Origin of the sequence: Sphingobium phenoxybenzoativorans, from assembly GCF_018286635.1 — a bacterium.
Lineage (GTDB): Bacteria > Pseudomonadota > Alphaproteobacteria > Sphingomonadales > Sphingomonadaceae > Sphingobium > Sphingobium phenoxybenzoativorans.
Genome location: NZ_CP073910.1, coordinates 2,818,471 through 2,839,597, shown reverse-complemented (window position 1 = coordinate 2,839,597; position 21,127 = coordinate 2,818,471). Strand labels below are relative to the sequence as shown.

The window sequence follows — 21,127 nt, the reverse complement described above, 5'->3', positions numbered from 1 at the left end:
TCAAGGTAAACGCGGCGTTTACCATTCCTAAACACAAGCGCGGCTAGTCTGATCGTCCAAGATTGGGGATTTTGCGCGAAAATGGCTTGGTTCAAGAACATCATGGCGGGCAGGGGAAAGTCCGTGCCGGATATGGACCGGGCAGCCCATGCCGCCAAGGCCGCGCCGCAAGCCGAAGCAGGAGCGCCCACGGACGCCGCGATCGTGGCGCAGGGTTCCGCCAATTATGGCGCCGCCAAGGTCATTCAACTAGGTGACGATGACCTGGCGAAGCTTGAAATCGCCTATAAGCCGTTCAAGGTCGAAATCGTTGATATCGACGTTGTGCTTGTGTTCGAGGACGGCAGCAAGATCGTCATCCCCGGCATGGCGCTGGCCGTATTCTCCGGCCGCAAGCCGGTACTGGTGTTCACCGACAAGGAAATCTCCGCCCAGCAGGCGATCGACAGCGTTGGCGAGATCAAGGAGCAGACGACGCCGATCAAGCTCGGCCTGTCCTCCGCCTCGTCCGACGAAGCGAACGACACCAAGGCGGATGGCCACAAGGACCAGTCCGGCGCGATCCAGCCGCAGGACGCGGCGGAATCGCAGCAGGCGGCAGCCCAGAAGGAAGAAAATCAGCACAAGTTCGATCAGGAATCGAAGCGCCTGACCGAAAAGATCAGCAGTACGCCATCCTCATCGAGCGCGCCGTCCAGTCCGCCTTCCGCGCGCGCCGTGGAGCCTAGCCCGGACGACGCGATCGGCCCCGCAGGCATCGGCAAGCTGGTGCCGAAGCTGACCTTCACGCTCTATAACAAGGAAGGCGTGACGACCGGCACTCAGGACGGCCAGACGGTCGTCCAAGGCTCCACCGGCGGCGCGACATCATCCAGGGACGCGGCCTATTCGGCGCAATCGGCCAAGGAGATCGTCAACGGCACGTCGGGCGATGATGTCATCTATGCCGACAATCCGGCCCAGGCGCCGTCCGGCACGTCGCTGCGCACCCTGCATGTCGAGGCGATGGTCCCGGCCAAGGGCCTGACATTGATGTCCATTCTGCTGCCCTCGCTGCCGGAGGGTTATTCGGTTGCGAACGCCACCCTGACCGACAAGGGCTGGCTGGTCACGGTGGATGCGGGGAACATCACCAAGATCACCACCATGACAGATTCCACTGGGGCCACCGTTCCGGTGCCGGCCAACCAGTCGCATTTCTCCTTCGATGTGCAGTTGATCTACGCGCTGCCGGCCGAAGGGAAGGCGGTTGCCTCCAGCGGGTTCCAGGACGAGTTTTTCCTGCCTGTGCAGCTTGGCCTGTCCACGGATGGCAAGACGAGCACGAACAGCGTCGAGGTCTCCACCCATTTCGGCATCAAGGTCGTCACCAGCGCCAGCGACATGGTCGTCACTGATCCGGTCAGCGGCGATCCGGTCTATGTCCTTTACTCCAATCCTCCCGGCAACATCGTCACGGCTGGCGACGGCAATGACAGGATCGTCGCGGGCGCGGGCGAGGACCAGATCGACGGCGGCAACGGCAATGACATTGTAAGCTATGTTCAGTCCAATGTGGGCGTGAACGCAAATCTGGGCACCGGCACTGGCAGTGGCGGCTATGCGCGGGGCGACACCTACACCAATGTCGAGGGGCTGATCGGTTCGGCCTATAACGATACGCTGACAGGCGATGCGCGCGACAACAGCTTCGACGGCGGCGCAGGAGCCGACCGGATCGAGGGCGGCGCGGGTTTCGACACGGTTGATTATACGCGCGCGCGCGATGGCGCGGCCGATAGCGACCGGACGGGCGTGGAGATTTTCCTGGACGGCACGGCTTCGCGCGGCGGCCAGGCCGAGGGCGATGTCGTCACGGGTGTCGAGCATGTCATTGGCACAAGCCGGAACGACATCCTGCACGGATCGGCTGCCGCCGATATGCTGGAAGGCGCGGGTGGCAATGACAGGCTGATCGGCGGCGCGGGCGCGGACCTGCTGGACGGCGGCGCGGACTTCGACGTGGCGGATTATTCGGGGTCGGCGCAGGGCGTAACCGCCTATCTGGACGGGCGCGCGGGCGTTGGCGGCGATGCGCAGGGCGATGTCCTGCGCAATATCGAGGCGATCCAGGGATCGGCCCATGCCGATACGCTGGTCGGCGATGCCGGAAACAACACGCTGACGGGCGGTGCGGGCGCGGACCATATCGACGGCGGCGCGGGGATCGACACGGCCGATTTCAGCTACAGCAATGTTGGCGTGACCGTCTATCTGGACGGGCGCGCGGGCATTGGCGGCGACGCGCAGGGCGACACTTACGTCAATGTCGAGAATCTGATCGGCTCCAATTTCGCCGACCGCCTGACTGGCAGCGCCGGTGCGGATACGCTGCATGGCGGACAGGGCGACGATGTGATCGAGGGCGGCGCGGGCGCCGACCTGATCGATGGCGGTGACGGGTTCGACATTGCCAGCTATGCCGGATCGTCCAGCGGCGTGCAGGTCGCGCTTGACGGATCGACCTTGAATGGCGGCGATCCGGTTGGCGACCGCTTCGTCAGCATCGAAGGTCTCGAAGGCTCCAATTTCAACGATACGCTGATCGGCACGGCGGGCGCGGACACGCTGCGCGGCGGTGCGGGCGACGATATCCTGCTCGGCCTGGGCGGCGCGGATGTGCTGGACGGTGGCGCGGGCAATGACGCGGTGGATTACAGCCTGTCGCGCTTTGCCGTCACCGTCCGTCTGGACGGCGGCATTTCCGAGGGCGGCGACGCAGACGGCGACAAGCTGATCAGCATTGAACATGTGATCGGTTCGACGCTGGATGACCGGTTGATCGGCGGTGCGGGCGACGACCGGCTGGAAGGCCGGGCGGGCGACGATATATTGTCGGGCGGCGCGGGCGCGGACATCCTGCAGGGCGGCGAAGGCCAGGACACGGCCGATTACAGCACCTCCGCAAGCGCCGTCACCGTCGCGCTGGACGGTAGCGCGGGCGTTGGCGGGGATGCGCAGGGCGATACGCTGTCGGGCATAGAGCGTCTGGTGGGTTCTGCCTTTGCCGACCGGCTGACCGGCGACGCCGGCGACAATATTCTGAGCGGCGGGCTTGGCGACGATGTGCTGATCGGCGGCATGGGCGCGGACACGCTGCAGGGTGGCGATGGCCTGGATACGGCGGACTATTCGTCGGCGCAGGGCGCGGTCACGGTCAACCTTGACGGCAATGCGTCATCCGGCGACGTGGCGCAGGGCGACCGCCTGTCAGGCATAGAGCGCGTCATCGGCAGCGCCTATGCCGACCATCTGAATGGCGATAGCGGCGACAATATCCTGGAAGGCGGCGCGGGCGATGACGTCCTTCGCGGCGGCATGGGCGCGGACCAGCTTATCGGCGGCGCAGGCAGCGACAGCGCGGATTACAGCGATTCGATAGCCGGCGTGAATGTCGATCTGGCGGCGGGCGGGGGCACTGGCGGTTCGGCGCAGGGCGACGTCCTGACGGGCATAGAGGGCCTGATCGGCTCTAACTATGCCGATACGCTGACCGGCGATGCGGGCGACAACCGGCTGCAGGGCGGCGCGGGCGACGATATATTGAACGGCCGTGGCGGCGCGGATATCCTTGAAGGCGGCGTCGGCTTCGACATTGCCGACTATTCGGCGTCGGCCAGCGCGGTGCAGGTCTCGCTGGATGGGACGGCGGGCAGCGGCGGCGACGCGCAGGGCGACAGCCTCTACGACATAGAGGGCCTGACAGGTTCCGCCTTCGACGACATCCTGTCCGGTAATGACGCCAATAACCGCCTGACGGGCGGCGCGGGCGATGACACGCTGCGTGGTGGACTGGGCGGCGACGAACTGATCGGCGGCGCGGGTTTCGATACGGCGGACTATTCCCAGTCCGCGTCGAACATCATCATTTCCAATGACGGATCGATCGGCCTGGGCGGCGATGCGCAGGGCGACCGGCTGAGCGGGATCGAACGGATCATCGGTTCGACCTTTGACGACCAGATCACTGGCGGGGCCAATGCGGATACGCTGGTCGGCGGCCTTGGCAACGACACGCTGCAGGGCGCGGGCGGCGCGGATATCCTGGACGGCGGCGCAGGCACCGATATTGCGGACTATAGCCATTCCAACGCGGCCATCGTCGCGGGTCTGGACGGTCGCGCGAATACCGGCGGCGATGCGGCGGGCGACACCTATGCCAATATTGAGGGGATTTCTGGGTCGGCCTTTGCCGACACGCTCTATGGCTCCGGCAATGACGACATTTTGCGCGGTCAGGGCGGCAATGACCGGCTGATCGGCTTTGCGGGCGCGGACATATTGGAGGGCGGCGCGGGTTTCGATACCGCCGACTATAGCGCGTCCGATGCGGGCGTTTCCGTCAATCTCAACACTGGCAACGCATCCGGCGGCCATGCCGACGGCGATACGCTGTCGAGCATTGAGGGATTGATCGGTTCCGACTTCGACGATTTCCTGACCGGCGGAGAGAGCGCCGACACGCTGCAGGGCGGCCTGGGCAACGACACGCTGGCCGGGCGCGCGGGTGCGGACATTCTCGACGGCGGCGCGGGTTACGACACCGCCGATTATTCGGCGAGCACCAGCGGCATCACCCTGACGCTCGACGGCAGCGTCGGCCAAGGCGGTGACGCGGCGGGCGACCATGTTTCCAATATCGAGCATATCGTCGGTTCCGAATATGCCGACAGCATCACCGGCGTCGGCGCTGACGAAGTGCTGGAGGGCGGCGGCGGCGATGACATACTGACCGGCAATGGCGGGCAGGATACGCTGATCGGCGGCAGCGGTGCAGACCGCTTGCTGGGCGGCGCTGGCATCGACCTGCTGCAGGGCGGCGAGGGCGACGACGTGCTGATCGGCGGCGCTGACGCCGACGTGCTTCAGGGCGGAACGGGTTTCGACACCGCCGATTATTCCGGCTCTGCAGCCGCCGTGACTATCGGCCTTGACGGGTCGGCAGGCGTCGGTGGCGATGCGCAGGGTGACACGCTGACCGATGTGGAAGCCATCACCGGTTCCGCGTTCGGCGATACGCTGACCGGCGGCAACGCTGCCGACACGCTGACCGGCGGGGCGGGTGACGATACCCTGCGGGGCGGCGCGAATGCCGACACCTTGCTGGGCGGCAGCGGCGATGATTTTATCGAGGGCGGCGCGGGCGGCGACCTGATCGACGGCGGCGCCGGGCGCGACACCGCCGATTATTCGGCTTCGGGTTCCGGCGTAACGGTGTCGCTCGACGGTTCGGCGGGCCTGGGCGGCCATGCGACCGGCGACACGCTGCTCAATATAGAGCGGGTGATCGGCACGGGATCGGCCGACGTCCTGATCGGTGCGGCCGCGGACGAGGATCTGCTGGGCGGCGGTGGCGATGACCGGCTGGAAGGCCGTGGCGGCGCTGACCTGCTGGACGGCGGCGCGGGCATCGACACGGCGGACTATAGCAGTTCGGCGCTGGGCGTCATTGTCGACCTGGTGACGGGCATCGGCATTGGCGGCGATGCGCAGGGCGATACGCTGGTATCGATCGAGAAGCTGATCGGCTCCTCCGGCGCGGACATGTTGTCGGGCGCGGCGAGCGACGATCAGCTTGACGGCGGCGCGGGCGACGACCTGCTCGTGGGCCGGGATGGCGCGGATCACCTGATCGGCGGCGCGGGCAACGATGTGCTTGACGGCGGCGCGGGCGCTGACCTTCTGGAAGGCGGCGCGGGTTTCGACACCGTTGATTACTCCCTGTCCTCGGTCGCGATCTCTGCTGGCCTTGACGGCAGCACGGGCGCAGGCGGCGACGCGCAGGGCGACGTCATGACCGGCATCGAGCGGCTTGTCGGTTCCGCTTTCAATGATACGCTGACAGGCGGCGTTCTGGATGACGAACTGGTCGGCGGCGCGGGCGACGACTTCATCGCAGGCGGCGCGGGCAATGACCGGCTGCTGGGTGGCCTTGGCGACGACAATCTGCTTGGCGGTGCGGGCGCGGACATATTGGATGGCGGTCTTGGCCGCGACACGGTCGATTATTCCTCGTCCACGGCGGCGGTTACGATCAACCTGAACGGCGCGCTCGGATCGGGCGGCGACGCGCAGGGCGACCAGTTGATCGGCATCGAGAATGTCATCGGCTCCAGCTTCGACGACGTGCTGAATGGCAGCATCGCCGATGAGGAACTGAGCGGCGGCGCGGGCGACGACCTGATCACCGGCGGCGCAGGCAATGATATCCTGCGCGGCGGCGGCGGCGACGACATATTGAACGGCGGCGCTGGCGCGGACGAGTTGATCGGCGGCAACGGCATCGACACGGCGAGCTATGCCGGGGCGACGGCCGGCGTGGCGGTCTCGCTGGACGGCAGCCTGGGCACCGGCGGCGATGCGGCGGGCGACAGCCTGATCGAGATTGAGAAGCTGATCGGTTCATCGTTCAACGATATTCTTGGCGGCGGCGCGGCGGCGGACACGATCACAGCGGGCGCAGGCGACGACAGGTTGCTGGGCAGTGTCGGCGCGGACATCATGGATGGCGGCACCGGGTTCGACATGGTGGATTACAGCGCGTCGGCAGGCGCGGTGAACGTCCAGCTCGACGGATCGATCGGCATCGGCGGCGACGCGGCGGGCGATCAGCTTATCAGCATCGAAGGCGTCATCGGCTCCAGCCTGGACGATATATTGGGCGGCGGCACCAATGCCGACCGGCTGGAGGGCGGCGCTGGCAACGACACGATCACCGGCGGTGGCGGTGATGACGTCATCCTGGGCGGCGCAGGCAACGACCTGCTGGACGGCGGCGCGGGCGCTGACCTTCTGGATGGCGGCGCGGGCATCGACACCGTGGATTATTCCAGTTCGACATCCGGCGTGAACGTATCGGTCGATGGTTCGACCTCGACCGGCGGCGCGGCGGAAGGAGACCAGCTCCTCAACATCGAAAATCTGATCGGTTCGGACTTTGACGACGTGCTGCTCGGCACTGGCGCGGCGGATACGCTGACCGGTGGAGCGGGCGACGACCGGCTGGGCGGACGCGGCGGAGCGGACAGGCTCTATGGCGGCGCAGGTTTCGATACGGCCGACTATTCGGACGCATCCTCGGCGATCAGCGTATCGCTGGCGACCGGCCTTGGTACGCAGGGCGACGCGAACGGCGATATCCTCGACAGCATCGAGCGGATCGTCGGATCGGCCTTTGACGACACGATCGCGGGATCGTCGGCCAATGATGTGCTGGAGGGCGGCGCGGGCGCGGATACCATGCGCGGGTCGGGCGGCGACGACACGCTGCGCGGCGGCGATGGCGACGACATGTTGGACGGCGGCGTCGGGTCCGACATATTGGACGGCGGCGCGGGCATGGATACGGCCGATTATTCGGCGTCCGGCACTGGCGTACAGGTCCGGCTGGACGGCGGCGCGAGCACTGGCGGCCTGGCGGAAGGCGACCAGCTTACCAGCATCGAGGCCGTGCAGGGTTCGGCCTTTGCCGACACGCTGACCGGCGGCAATGCCGATGAGCGGCTGCATGGCGGCGCGGGCGACGACATATTGCGGGGCGGCTTGGGCGCGGATGTGCTGGACGGCGGCGCAGGGACGGACATAGCGGATTATTCGCAGGCGACGGCTGGCGTGACGCTGGACCTGACCAGCGGGGGAACCGGCGGCGAGGCGCTGGGCGACAGCTTCACCAGCATTGAGATCGTGCAGGGCTCGGACTTTGCCGATTCCATCACCGGCGGCGCGGCGGCGGATGACTTGCGCGGTGGCGCGGGCGACGACTTCCTGGACAGCGCGGCTGGCGCGGATACGCTGGACGGCGGCATTGGCGACGATGTGCTGCGCGGCGGGGCAGGCGCGGACTCCCTTATCGGCGGCGCGGGATTCGACACGGCGGATTATTCCACGTCGACGGGCGCGATTTCCATCAACCTCGACGGTTCGCTTTCGGCGGGCGGCGATGCGCAGGGCGATACGCTGTCCTCGATCGAGCGCGTCATCGGCTCGGCATTTGACGACACGCTGACGGGCACCAGCCAGAATGAAACGCTGGAAGGCGGCGCGGGCAATGACATATTGCGCGGCGGCGCAGGCTCCGACACGCTGTTGGGGGGCGATGGCGACGACCAGCTTTTCGGCGGCGCTGGCGCGGACATACTGACGGGCGGCGCTGGCTTTGACACCGCTGACTATGCAGGCTCCTCCGCAGGCGTGAATGTGCGCCTGGACGGCGGACCCAGTACGGGCGGCGACGCCGAAGGCGATGTGCTGACGGGCATTGAGGGGATCACAGGCTCCGGCCAGAATGACGTCATTACCGGCGGCGCGGCGGACGATGTGCTGGACGGCGCGGGCGGCGATGACATCATCACTGGCGGCGCGGGCAATGACAGCCTGATCGGCGGCGGCGGCGATGACGTGCTGACCGGTGGTCTGGGCGCGGATTCGATCGACGGTGGGTCCGGCATCGATACGGCGAGCTACGCCTCCGCCGCAGCGAGCGTGACGGTCGATCTTTCCGGTGCGGCTGGCACCGGCGGCGAGGCGCTGGGCGACAGCCTGATCAACATTGAACGGCTGGTGGGTTCGGCCTTCGCCGACACGCTGGGCGGCGGCGCGGGCGTGGAAACGCTGCTGGGCGGCGCAGGCGACGATATCCTGCAGGGTAGCGCGGGCGCGGATACGCTGGACGGCGAAGGCGGTTTCGACACGGCGAGCTACGCCAATTCCGGCGCGGCGGTCACCGCCTATCTGGATGGGCGCGCGGGCAGCGGCGGCGATGCGGCGGGCGACGTGCTGCTGAGCATCGAACGGTTGGTCGGGTCCGCCAATGGCGATACGCTGATCGGCGGCACGGCGGCGGACAGCATCGACGGCGGCGCGGGCGACGACCATATAGAGGGCGCTGGCGGCGATGATGCGCTTTCCGGCGGCGACGGAAATGACACGATCATTGGCGGCGATGGCGCTGACCAGATCGACGGCGGCGCAGGCGTCGACATTGCAAGCTATGCGGACTCCGGGTCGGCGGTGACGGCTTCGCTGGACGGCAGCGCCGGTATCGGCGGCACCGCGCAGGGCGATGTGCTGACCAATGTCGAAATTCTGCTCGGCTCCAGCTTTGACGACACCCTGATCGGCGGCGCGGGCGCGGATACGCTGCGCGGCGCGGACGGCGACGATATCTTGCGCGGCGGCGCGGGCGCGGATGTGCTGGACGGCGGCATCGGCACAGACACGGCGGATTATTCGACCTCTGGCGCGGCGGTCACGGTGGGCCTGGACGGCAGCGCCGGCGTTGGCGGCGACGCGGCGGGCGACACGCTATCCCAGATCGAGCGGATTGTCGGTTCGGCCTATAATGACCGGCTGATCGGCGGCATGGACAGCGAGACGCTGGACGGCGGCGCGGGCGACGATGTTCTGGCGGGCAGCCTGGGCAACGATACGCTGATCGGCGGCTCCGGATTCGATACGGCGGACTATTCGGCGTCCTCGGCCGGCGTCACGGTGGGCCTGGACGGTAGCTTCGGCGCCAGCGGCGACGCATCGGGCGACAGTCTCTGGTCGATCGAGCGGATTGTCGGTTCGGCGTTCAGCGACACGCTGACCGGTTCCACTAGCAACGACACGCTGGAAGGCGGCGCGGGCGATGATGTCCTGACCGGTGCGGCGGGCGACGATATATTGGCGGGCGGCGCTGGCAATGACGTCATGGAGGGCGGCGCAGGCGCGGACGCCTTTGACGGCGGCAGCGGCTTCGATTCCGTCAGCTATGCAGCGGCGGCAGGCGGGGTGACGATCAACCTCGCGACCGGCACAGGCAGCGGCAGCGATGCCCAGGGTGACAGCTTCGCCAATGTCGAGCGCATCGTGGGGTCGGATTTCGACGACGTCATCAGCGGGTCCACTGCTGACGAGACGTTCGAGGGCGGCGTCGGCAATGACATATTGAGCGGCGGCGCGGGCGCGGACTCGCTGGATGGCGGCGCGGGCGACGATGTGCTGGCGGGTGGCGCTGGCGCGGACATGATCGACGGCGGCGCAGGCTTCGACACGGCCGATTATTCCGCGTCCAATGCAGGCATTCAGGTGATCCTCGACGGGTCCGCCGCGTCCGGCGGCGACGCGGCGGGCGACATGCTGCTGCGGATCGAACGTGTTGTCGGTTCGGGTTTCGACGATTTCATCACGGGCGGATCGGCTGGCGAAACGCTTGAGGGCGGCGCGGGCGCGGATACGCTGACCGGTAATGGCGGCGGCGACACGCTGCTGGGCGGCGCAGGCGACGATATATTGAGCGGCGGCACCGGCGCGGACGTGCTGGACGGCGGCGCGGGCGTCGATACGGCGGACTACACAACTTCGGCGGCGGGCGTCACGGTGGCGCTGGACGGCTCCCTGGGCGTCGGCGGCGACGCGCAGGGCGACAGCTATGTCAGCATCGAGCGGGTGCTTGGCTCCGGCAATGCAGACACGCTGACCGGCGGCGCCGGGGACGATATCCTGCTGGGCGCGGCGGGCGATGACGTTATCGCGGGCGGCGCGGGCAATGACAGCCTGTCCGGCGGGTCGGGCGACGACATGATTTCGGGCGGCGCGGGCGCTGACCAGATCGATGGCGGCACCGGCCTGGACACGGTGAGCTATGCGACCTCCTCCGCTGGCGTCACGGCTTCGCTGGCGGGCGCTGTCGGCGTTGGCGGAGACGCGGCGGGCGACGTCATCACCAACGCGGAAATCTTGGAAGGCTCGGCCTTTGCCGACCGCCTGTCGGGCCGGGTGGGCACCGACACGCTGCTGGGCGGCGCGGGCGACGACATTCTGGTGGGCAGCGCTGGCGCGGATGAGCTGGACGGCGGCATCGGCATTGACACGGCGGACTATTCGGCGTCCTCGGCTGGCGTCACCGTCAATCTCGACGGATCGGTCTCGCTGGGCGGCGATGCGGCGGGCGATACGCTGACCAGCATCGAACGGGTCATCGGCTCGCTCAACAACGACACGCTGAACGGGTCGGACGGCGCGGACGTGCTGGAGGGCAATGACGGCGCGGATACCCTGTCTGGCGGTGCGGGCGCGGATACGCTGCTGGGCGGCGCGGGCGACGACATATTGGTCGGCGGCGCGGATGCGGACAGCATCGACGGCGGCGCAGGCACCGATACGGTCAGCTATGCGACATCGGGCGCGGCGGTGAATGTCGGCCTGGACGGCAGCACAGGCGTTGGCGGCGACGCGGCCGGAGATACAATCGCCAATGTCGAGCGGCTGATCGGTTCAGCCTATGACGACACGCTGCGCGGCGGCGCTGCGGCGGAGCGGATCACCGGCGGCGACGGCGACGACATGATCATGGGATCGGCGGGCGCGGACGTTCTGGACGGCGGCGCGGGCGTGGACACCGTGGACTATTCGGCGTCGGCGGCGGGCGTTACGGTCGGACTGACCGGCGCGGCGGGCGTGGGCGGCGACGCGCAGGGCGATACGCTGGCGAGCATCGAGCGGATCATCGGCTCCTCGCACGACGACGTTCTGACCGGCGGCACCGCCGACGACACGCTGGTCGGCGGCGCGGGCAATGACAGCATTTCCGGTGCTTTCGGCAACGACACGCTGCAGGGCGGCGCGGGCGACGATATCCTGACCGGCGGCGCTGGCGCGGATACGATCGACGGCGGCGCTGGCATCGATACGGCGGACTATTCCGCGTCGGTCGGCGCGGTAACGGTCAATCTGAACGGTATCGCCAGCAGTGGCGGCGACGCGGACGGCGACATGCTGACCAGCGTCGAGCGGGTTCTGGGCTCCGCAGGCGCCGACCTGATCCGGGGCGGCGCTGCGGATGAATCGCTCTACGGCAATACCGGGGACGATACGCTGATTGGCGGCGGCGGCGCGGATGTGCTGTCGGGCGGCGCGGGCGCGGACACCGCAGACTATAGTTCGGCCTCCGGTGGAGTGACGGTATCGCTGGACGGCACGGCGGGCGTGGGTTTCGAGGCGGCGGGCGACGTGCTCGACACGATCGAGCGGCTTGTCGGCTCCTCCTTCGACGACACGCTGAACGGGTCGACGGGCGATGACGAACTGGTTGGCGGCGCAGGATCGGACACGCTGTCCGGCCGCGCGGGCAACGATATTCTTTCCGGCGGCGCGGGCGACGACATCCTTATCGGCGGCGCGGGTGCTGACCAGTTCGACGGCGGCGCGGGCTTCGACACGGCGAGCTATGCCGGGGCGCTGCAGGCGGTCACCGTCTATCTGGACGGTACGACCGGCAGCCGGGGCGATGCGGCGGGCGACATCCTCGTCAGCATCGAGCAACTGATCGGCTCCGACTATGACGACCGCCTCTATGGCGGCAATGCGGCGGAGATATTGCGCGGCGGCCTGGGCGCGGATGTGCTTACGGGCGGTGGCGGCGACGATTCTCTGTATGGCGAAGGCGGCGACGATGTGCTGATCGGCGGCGCGGGCGCTGACCTTCTGGATGGCGGCGCGGGCATCGACACGGCGAATTATGCGACCTCCCTTTCGGGCGTGACGCTCTACATGGATGGCACGATGTCCACCGGCGGCGATGCCGAGGGCGACGTGCTGACGTCCATCGAACAGGTTATCGGCTCCAGCCAGGCGGATCGCGTCTATGGGTCTGCGGGCGCGGACCAGATCGACACCGGCGCGGGCGACGACATCATCTATTCCAGCGCGGGCGCGGATGTCCTGATCGGTGGCGCGGGTTTCGACATTGCCGACTATTCCAACAATGGCGTGGCGATCACGCTCTATATGGACGGCACGGTTTCCAGCGGCGGTTATGCGGCGGGCGACACGCTGAGCGGCATTGAGCAGGTCATCGGCACCAGCCAGAATGACAGCATTTACGGCACGGCCCTGGCCGACACCATCCTGGGCGGCGCGGGCGACGACCTACTGTCGGGTGGAGCGGGCAATGACAGCCTGACCGGCGGCGACGGCGACGACACGCTGGTCGGCGGCCTCGGCACCGACTCGCTGGATGGCGGCGCGGGTTATGACACGGCCGACTATTCGGCGGCGACGGCGGCAGTCTCCGTGCGCATGGACGGCGTCGCCAGTTCGGGCGGCGAGGCGCTGGGCGACGTATTGACGTCGATCGAGCGGGTGGTCGGTTCCGCCTTTGCCGATACGATTGCGGGCAGCTTCGGCAATGACCGGATCGATGGCGGTGCGGGCGACGATACGCTGCAGGGCCAGGACGGCGACGATATCCTGAACGGCGATGCGGGCAACGACATCCTGTCCGGCGGCGCGGGCGCCGACGCCATGACGGGCGGTGCGGGCATCGACACCGCGGACTATTCCGCCTCGGCCTCCGGCGTCACAGCCTATCTGGATGGCACTGTCGGCGTTGGCGGCGATGCGGCGGGCGATACGCTGAACGGCATCGAAATATTGAGGGGTTCGGCCAATGCCGACATCCTGCATGGCGGCGCGGGCGACGATACGCTGATCGGCCAGTCCGGCGACGATATGCTGGTCGGTGGCGCGGGCGCGGACGTGCTGACGGGTGGCGACGGGTTCGACACGGCGGATTATTCGGCGTCGGCCAGCGCCATTGCTATCAACCTTGCCAATGGTACGGGCAGCGCGGGCGACGCGCTGGGCGATACGCTGTCCGGCATCGAGCGCGTGATCGGCTCGGCATTCAACGACGTCATGACCGGTTCGGCCAATGCAGACACGCTGCTGGGCGGTGCAGGCGCGGACACGATAGACGGCGGCGCTGGCGGCGACATGATCGACGGCGGCGACGGCGACGACATATTGGTCGGCGGTCAGGGCAGCGACACGCTGGATGGCGGCGCGGGCATCGACACCGCAGATTACAGCGCATCCACGGCGGCGGTCACGGTCTACACCAACGGTGTCGATCAGGGCGCGGGCGGCACGGCGACCGGCGACGTCCTGATCAATATCGAGCGTGTCCTGGGTTCGCTTTATGGCGACACGCTGGTCGGCAGCACTGGCGTCGACATCCTGATCGGCCAGGACGGCAATGACGTGATCGAGGGCCGCGCGGGCGCGGACACGATTGACGGCGGCGCAGGTTTCGACACGGCGTCCTACGAGCATGCGACGGCGGGCGTGACCGTCAGCCTGGCGACGAACAGCGGCACGGGCGGCGAAGCCAATGGCGATACGCTGGTTTCCATCGAGCGGCTTCTGGGTTCCGATTATAATGATACGCTGACGGGCGGCGCTGGGGCGGAGACGCTGGACGGCGGCGCGGGCGATGACATGCTGATCGGCAGCGCTGGCGCGGATACGCTGACGGGCGGCGCGGGTTTCGACACGGCCAGCTATGCCGCCGCAGCCGCAGGCGTGACCGTCAATCTGGACGGATCGTCGAGCAGCGGGGATATTGCGGCCGGCGATCGCCTTAGCGGCATTGAATCCGTGATCGGATCGGACTTCGCCGACACCATCACCGGCACCTTCTCCGACGACACGCTTCTGGGCGGCCTTGGCGATGACGTGCTGTCCGGCGGGACCGGCAGCGACATTCTGATGGGTCAGGATGGCGATGACACGCTGCGCGGCGACGGCGGCGCGGATCAACTGGACGGCGGCGCGGGCTTCGACACCGTGAGCTACTCCACCTCCAGCGCGGCCATCACGATCGATTTGACGCTGGGCACTGCCACAGGCGGCGATGCGCAGGGCGACACCTTCGTCAATGTCGAGCGCTTCGTCGGCTCGCGCCTCAGCGACATGATGATCGGCGGCGCGGGCAGCGACAATTTTGACGGCTTCGACGGCGACGACACGTTGCGCGGCGAGGGCGGCGACGACACGCTGTCGGGCGGTCTGGGCGACGACGTGCTGATCGGCGGCGCGGGCGCGGATGCGCTGTCGGGCGGGTCGGGCACCGATACGGCGGACTATTCCGCTTCGGCCAGCGCCGTCACCATCCGCACTGGCGGCACGTCCAGCGGCGGCGACGCGCAGGGCGACACCATGACCGGGATCGAGAAGATCATCGGTTCCGCCTTTGCCGACCGGTTCGAGGGCAGCAGCGCCGACGAGGAGTTTAGCGGCCTTGCCGGGGATGACCAGTTCATCAGCAGCGGCGGCGCGGACGTCTATCGCGGCGGCGACGGCATCGACACGGTGGACTATTCGGCCTCTGCGAGCAGCGGCATGAAAATCTATCTCGACGGCAGCTTCGGCACCGGCGGCGACGCTGCGGGCGACCGGATGTTCGACATCGAGATCGCGATCGGTTCCGCCCAGAATGACGAGATGACGGCGAACGCCACCGGATCGACGTTGCTGGCGGGGGCTGGCAATGACACGCTTTATGGCAATAGCGGCGTCGATATCCTGAATGGCGGCGACGGCGATGACGTGATCGCAAGCGGGCTGGGCGCTGACCAGGTGATTGGCGGCCTTGGCACGGATACGGCCGACTATCGCAATTCGAACGCGGCCGTCACCATCTCCAACGACGGCACTGCGGGCGTTGGCGGCTGGGCGCAGGGCGATATCCTGACCAGCATCGAGCGGATCGAGGGATCGCTCAACTATGCGGACACCCTGCGCGGCGGCACGCTGGTCTCCACGGTCTTGTGGGGCTGGGGCGGCAACGACAATTTCGTCAGCTATGGCCAGGCGGACAGCATCGACGGCGGCACCGGCACCGACACGATCGACTATAGCGGATCCGCGAGCGGTGTAACCGTACGCCTTGACGGCACGGCCTCCTCCGGCGGCGATGCGGCGGGCGACACCATCATCAATGTCGAGCATGTCATCGGCTCCAGCCAGGCCGACACCATTTACGGCACCGGCGTGAATGAGACGCTGGAGGGCGGCGCGGGCGACGATACGCTGATCGGCGGGTCCGGCGCGGACATATTGGACGGCGGCGCTGGATTCGACACGGCGGATTATTCCTCGTCCGGCGGCGTGGTCGTGCGTATGGATGGCACGCCGGGTTCTGCGGGCGACGCCAATGGCGACATATTGATCAGCATTGAGCGCGTGATCGGATCGTCGCTGGCCGACGGCATCTACGGGTCCGCCAATGCGGATACGATCATGGCCGGCGACGGCAACGACACCATCTATGGCAGCCTTGGCGCGGACACCATCGACGGCGGCGCGGGCACGGACGACGTGGTGGACTTCAGCGCTTCGGCGACGGGTCTCACCGTAAACCTGACCAACGGCGCGCTTTCGACCGGCATGGCGCAGGGCGACACCTACACCAATATCGAGCGCTATGTCCTTTCGGGTCTGGCCGATATCTTCGTCGGATCGGTGGGCGCAGAGGAAGTGCGCGGCGGCGCGGGCAATGACAGCCTGACCGGCGGCGACGGCAACGATATCCTGAAGGGCGAGGACGGTAATGACACGCTGATCGGCGGCGCAGGCGCGGACCAGATCGACGGCGGCCTTGGCACCGACACGGTGGATTACAGCGCCAGCGGCGCGGGCATCAACATCAACCTGACCACGGGCACCGGCAATAGCGGCGGCGATGCGCAGGACGATATCTTCGCGCCCGGCTCCATCGAGAATGCCGTCGGCTCAGCCTATAACGACACGATCGTCGGCACCAGCGGCGTCAACAATATCCAGGGCGGCGCGGGTGACGATACGATCATCGGCGGGGCTGGCGCGGACATATTGGACGGCGGCAGCGGCATCGATACGGTGAGCTACGCGACATCCTCTGGCCTGACTGTATCGCTTGCGACGGCGACCGGCGCGACCGGGGACGCCGCGGGCGACGTGCTGACGAACTTCGAAAATCTGATCGGTTCGGGCGGCAACGACAATTTGAGCGGCGACGCCAACGCCAACATCATCTGGGGCGGCAATGGCGTCGATTCCATCAATGGCGGCGGCGGCAACGATACGCTGTATGGCGAAGCGGGCGACGACACGATCGATGGCGGCGCGGGCGCAGACTATATGGACGGCGGCGCGAACATCAACACGCTGAGCTATGCCTCGGCCGGTTCCGGCGTGACGGTCTCGCTGGCGGCGGGGACGGGTACGGCCGGCGACGCGCTGGGCGACACTTTCATCAATTTCCAGAACCTGACCGGATCGGGATATGCCGATACGCTGACCGGCGACGCGGGCAATAATACGCTGAACGGCGGCAATGGCGATGACATCATCATGGGCAGCGCCGGGAACGACACCAATATCGGTGGCGCGGGCATCGATACCGTCGATTATTCGACCAGCGCTTCGGCCGTTACGGTCAGCCTGAATGGCGGCACGGGCGTCGGCGGCGATGCGCAGGGCGACAGCTACAACACGATCGAGAATATCACCGGATCGAACGGCAGCGACACGCTGACCGGCAGCACGGCGGCGAACGTGCTGAACGGCGGCAATGGCGATGACAATCTGTCGGGCCTTGCCGGCGATGACGTGCTGAATGGCGGCGCGGGCGATGACTTGATCAGCGGCGGCGCAGGCGCGGACAAGATTGACGGCGGCACCGGCAACAACACGCTCTATTTCGGCGCCAGCCCTGGCGATCCGACCAATGTGTCGGCCACCACCGGCGTCACGATCAACCTGAACGGCGTCACCACCGGCATCGGCTGGGATGCGCAGGGCGATACCTATACCAATATCCAGAATGTCTATCTGACCAACAGGGACGATAGCGTTACCGGTACGGCGGCGGACGAATGGTTCCGCGGCCTGGGCGGCGCGGATACGATCGATGGCGGCGCGGGCACGGATACCGCATCCTATCTGGGCAGCACGAACGGCATTCAGATCGGTCTGGACGGTGTTGCCGGGACGGGCGGCGAGGCGGCTGGCGACCGGCTGATCAACATCGAGATCCTGCGCGGGTCCAATTATGACGATGTCATCTGGGGCAGCGCGGGCGTCAATCAGCTTTATGGCTTTGACGGCGCGGACGTCATCCGGGGCGATGCGGGCGCGGACCTGATGGACGGCGGCAATGGCCGCGACACGGTGGATTACACCAACTCGGCCAGCGCCGTGACCGTCAACCTGGCGACCGGCAGCGGCACGGGCGGCGATGCGCAGGGCGATACCTATGTCAGCATCGAAAATGCGACCGGCAGCGCCAATGCCGATACGCTGTATGGCGACGCCAACGACAATGTCCTGAACGGCGGCGCGGGCAATGACATATTGCGCGGCGGCGCTGGCGCGGACTCGCTGAATGGCGGGCTGGGGACCGATACGGCCGATTATACGGACTCGACGGCTGCGATCACCGTCTATCTGGACGGCGGCACGGTTTCGACGGGTGGTTACGCCGCAGGAGACCTGCTGCAGTCGATCGAGAATATCAACGGTTCGGCCTATGGCGACACGATCACTGGCTGGAACGCCAATGAGACGCTGAACGGCAATGACGGCGATGACATCATCCAGGGCAATGTCGGCGATGACGTCATCAATGGCGGCAATGGCGACGATACATTGTCGGGCGGCGCGGGCGCGGACATATTGGACGGCGGCGCGGGCATGGACAGCGCGACCTATATCACCTCCACGTCCGGTGTGACCGTCTATACCGACGGCGTGACGCTGGGCACGGGCGGCGAGGCGGCCGGAGACCGCCTGTCGAACATCGAAACGGTGATCGGCTCCAATTATGACGACATCCTCTATGGCACCGCCGGCGCGCAGACGCTGCGGGGCGGCAGCGGCAACGACATCCTGATCGGCGGCGCGGGCGCGGATACGCTCGACGGCGGGGCGGGGACGGACAGCGTGTCCTATGTCACTTCCTCGGCGGGCATCACCGCCAGCTTCGCCAGCGGCAGCCTGGTCGTCAGCGGTGGAGACGCCACCGGGGATGTGTTCATCTCCATCGAGGGCATTATCGGCACGGGCTATGCCGACTCGCTGACTGGCGGATCGGGCGCGGAGACGATGGACGGCGGCGCGGGAGACGACACGCTATATGGCAGCGCGGGGGCGGACACGCTGACTGGCGGCGCGGGCACCGACACGATCAATTACGGCGCTTCGGCCAGTGCAGTCACCGTTCGGCTGGACGGGACGGCGGGGACAGGCGGCGATGCGGCGGGCGACATCCTGTCCGGCTTCGAAGTCGCGGTCGGCAGCGGCTTCAACGACGCGCTCTACGGCACGGCGGCCAATGAGAGCTTCTATGGCGGCAATGGCGACGATGCGATCGACGGTGGCGCAGGGGCCGACTTCCTCTATGGCGAGGGCGGCAATGATACGCTGACCGGCGGCGCGGGCGCGGATACGCTGGATGGCGGCGCGGGCACGGACACGGCCAGCTATCTCAATTCCTCGTCCGGCGTCATGGCCTATCTGAACGGCGTGACGGGATCGGGCGGCGACGCGCAGGGCGACAGCCTGACCGCCATCGAGAATCTCGTCGGTTCCGGCTTTGGCGATACGCTGACGGGCGACGGCGGAGCGAACAGCCTGGACGGCGGGCTGGGCAACGACATACTGATCGGCGGCGCTGGCGGCGACGTGCTGATCGGCGGATCGGGCACGGACATTGCGAGCTATGCGAACGCCGCGAGCGGCCTGACCGCCAGCCTCGCCAACGCCGCGGGCAATAGCGGCGATGCGGCGGGCGACAGCTATAGCAGCATAGAGGGCCTGATCGGCTCCGCCTTCGCCGACATCCTGACGGGCGACAGCGGCGCGAACAGCATCGATGGCGGCAATGGCGACGATACGCTGATCGGCGGCGGCGGCGCGGATGCGCTGAATGGCGGATCGGGCGTGGATACGGCCGACTATTCTGCCTCCGCTTCCGGCGTGACCGTCTATATGGATGGCACGGCGGGCGCAGGCGGCGACGCGGCGGGCGACACGCTTTCCAGCATAGAGGTCGTCATCGGTTCGGCCTCCGCCGACACGCTGATCGGCGACAGCGGCGCGAATACGCTGAACGGCGGCAATGGCGACGACACGTTGATCGGCGGCGCGGGCGCGGACACGCTGCAGGGCGGCGCGGGCTTTGATACGGCGAGCTATACGACGGCTGCGTCGGGCGTGACCGCCAATCTGTCGAACAGCCTCGCCAATAGCGGCGATGCGTCGGGCGACAGCTATAACAGCATCGAGCATCTTCTCGGCTCGGCCTTCGCCGACATATTGACCGGCGATGGCGGCGCGAACACGCTGAACGGCGGCAATGGCGACGATGTGCTGACGGGCGGCGCGGGCGCTGACTCGCTGATCGGTGGCAACGGCACGGACACCGCAAGCTACAGCAATGCCGGTTCGGCGGTCGTCGCGAACCTGGCCAACAGCGCGGCGAACACCGCCGATGCGGCAGGCGACACCTATAATGGCGTCGAGAACCTGCTGGGCACCGATTATGCCGATACGCTGACAGGCGACAGCGGCGCAAACCGGCTGGACGGCGGCAATGGCGACGACATCCTGCGCGGCGGGGCGGGGGCGGATACGCTGGTGGGCGGATCGGGCATCGACACGGCCGACTATTCCGGCTCCGGCGCGATCAACCTGAACCTGTCAACGGCGACGGGCACTGGCACGGGCGGCGATGCGCAGGGCGATACGCTGAGCGGTATCGAACATATCTTGGGCAGCGGCAACAATGACAGCTTCACGCTCAATCTTTCGGCGGGCTGGTCAGTCGATGGCGGCGCGGGGCAGGATACGGTGACGATGGCGGCGAACAGCGGCACGGTGAATCAGGCCGCGCTGCTGGGCGTGTTGAGCAATGTCGAGAGGATCGATTTCACCGCCAGCAATGTGACGGCGAACCTGACCGTGGACTCCAGCTTCATCCAGTCGATCGTCGGGGCGGGCAACAGTTCGCATCTGACGCTGGCGAAGGATGGGGCGGACACAATCACGATCGATCCGGCGGCGCATTATTCAGTGTCTGGCTCCGACTACACCTTCTACAGCGATGCGGGCATGACGACGCAGGTGGCGCAGCTTACGATCGCATAGGGCTTCAATCCGGGTGCTTGCCGCCTTTGGGGTGAGGCGCGATTGGTGCGTTATCTCCATAGCGAAGCGGAACACGGGAAGCAGTAGCTGATGCTCTCCCGGCAAAGATGGCTGCTCCGGGGCGCCGGCAGCGGAA

General features: G+C 67.2%; 1 protein-coding gene. It reads left to right on the top strand.

Features of this window, described 5'->3' with window-relative positions; translation table 11 throughout:
- Positions 1–81 precede the first annotated feature (81 nt).
- Positions 82–20,991 carry a beta strand repeat-containing protein gene (locus KFK14_RS24045; RefSeq protein WP_246524633.1) on the top strand — a complete coding sequence of 6,970 codons (20,910 nt, stop codon included), beginning with the start codon at positions 82–84 and terminating at the stop codon, positions 20,989–20,991.
- The last annotated feature ends 136 nt before the right edge of the window (positions 20,992–21,127 follow it).

Excerpts from the sequence above, each read along its gene's own strand:
- KFK14_RS24045 (WP_246524633.1), top strand. The coding sequence starts at position 82 with ATGGCTTGGTTCAAGAACATCATGGCGGGCAGGGGAAAGTCCGTGCCG.